Genomic DNA, 1172 nt, shown 5'->3' with positions numbered 1-1172 from the left:
GTTATGAGCGCAGAAAAACTATATATAGAAAAAGAGCTGAGTTGGTTGTCTTTCAACGAACGAGTATTACAAGAAGCGGCCGACAAAACCGTTCCGTTGATCGAGCGTATTCGTTTTCTTGGGATCTTTTCCAACAACCTCGACGAATTCTACAAAGTGCGCTTCGCTGATGTGAAACGTCGTATTTTGATCAACCAAGAGCGAGGAGGGAGTGACAACTCCAAGCGTCTGTTGAGTAAGATGCAAGCCAAAGCCCTTAAGCTTAACGAACAATTCGACGAACTTTACAGTGAATTAATTAGAGAAATGGCAAGGCGTCGCATTTTCTTGGTCAATGAGCATCAACTCGATGAAGCGCAGGAAAAGTGGATCACCAAATACTTCCGCAAAGAAGTCATGCCACATATCACGCCTTTGTTGATGAAAGATGAAATCGACGTGCTGCAATTCCTCAAAGACGAATACGCTTACATCGCCGTCGAACTACGCAAAGAAGACCACTCTCAATACGCTCTCATCGAAATTCCAACCGACCACCTGCCACGCTTCGTGATGGTGCCAGAGCAAAAAGGCAAACGCCGTAAGACCATCATCCTGCTTGATAACATCATCCGATACTGTTTAGACGAGCTTTTTAAAGGCTTTTTCGATTATGATGAGCTCGCAGGCTACGCGATGAAAATGACGCGTGATGCAGAGTACGACTTGCGTAATGAAATCGAATACAGCTTGCTAGAGCAAATGTCAGCAGGTGTAAACCAACGTTTAACCGCCATGCCAGTACGCTTTGTGTATGAGCGTGAAATGCCGCAAGAGATGCTCGACTTCTTGTGCAGCAAACTAAGAATTTCCAATTACGACAACCTAATTCCAGGTGGGCGCTACCACAACTTCAAAGATTTCATCGCTTTTCCAAACGTCGGGCGAGAATACCTCGAAAACAAACCAATGCCACCAATGAAGTGTGCAGACTTTGAAGGTTACGCCAACAGTTTCGAAGCCATCAAAGCCAAAGACATTCTGCTCTACTACCCTTATCACACCTTTGACCATATTGGTGAATTGGTTCGCCAGGCATCCTTTGACCCGAAAGTGCTCAGCATCAAAATTAATATCTACCGCGTAGCCAAAGACTCTCGCTTGATGAACTCTTTGATTGATGCAGTGCATAA

At 44.8% G+C, this 1172-nt stretch carries 1 protein-coding gene; it reads left to right on the top strand.

Annotated features, from left to right (window positions below; genetic code table 11):
* Positions 1-3 precede the first annotated feature (3 nt).
* On the top strand, positions 4-1172 hold a 1169-nt coding region (locus R7Q48_RS24000; protein WP_318132576.1), incomplete at its 3' end, for an RNA degradosome polyphosphate kinase.

The sequence above is a fragment of the Vibrio sp. 378 genome, assembly GCF_033339435.1.
Note: the sequence above shows the minus strand (reverse complement) of the source record. Positions and strands in the feature narration are given on the sequence as shown.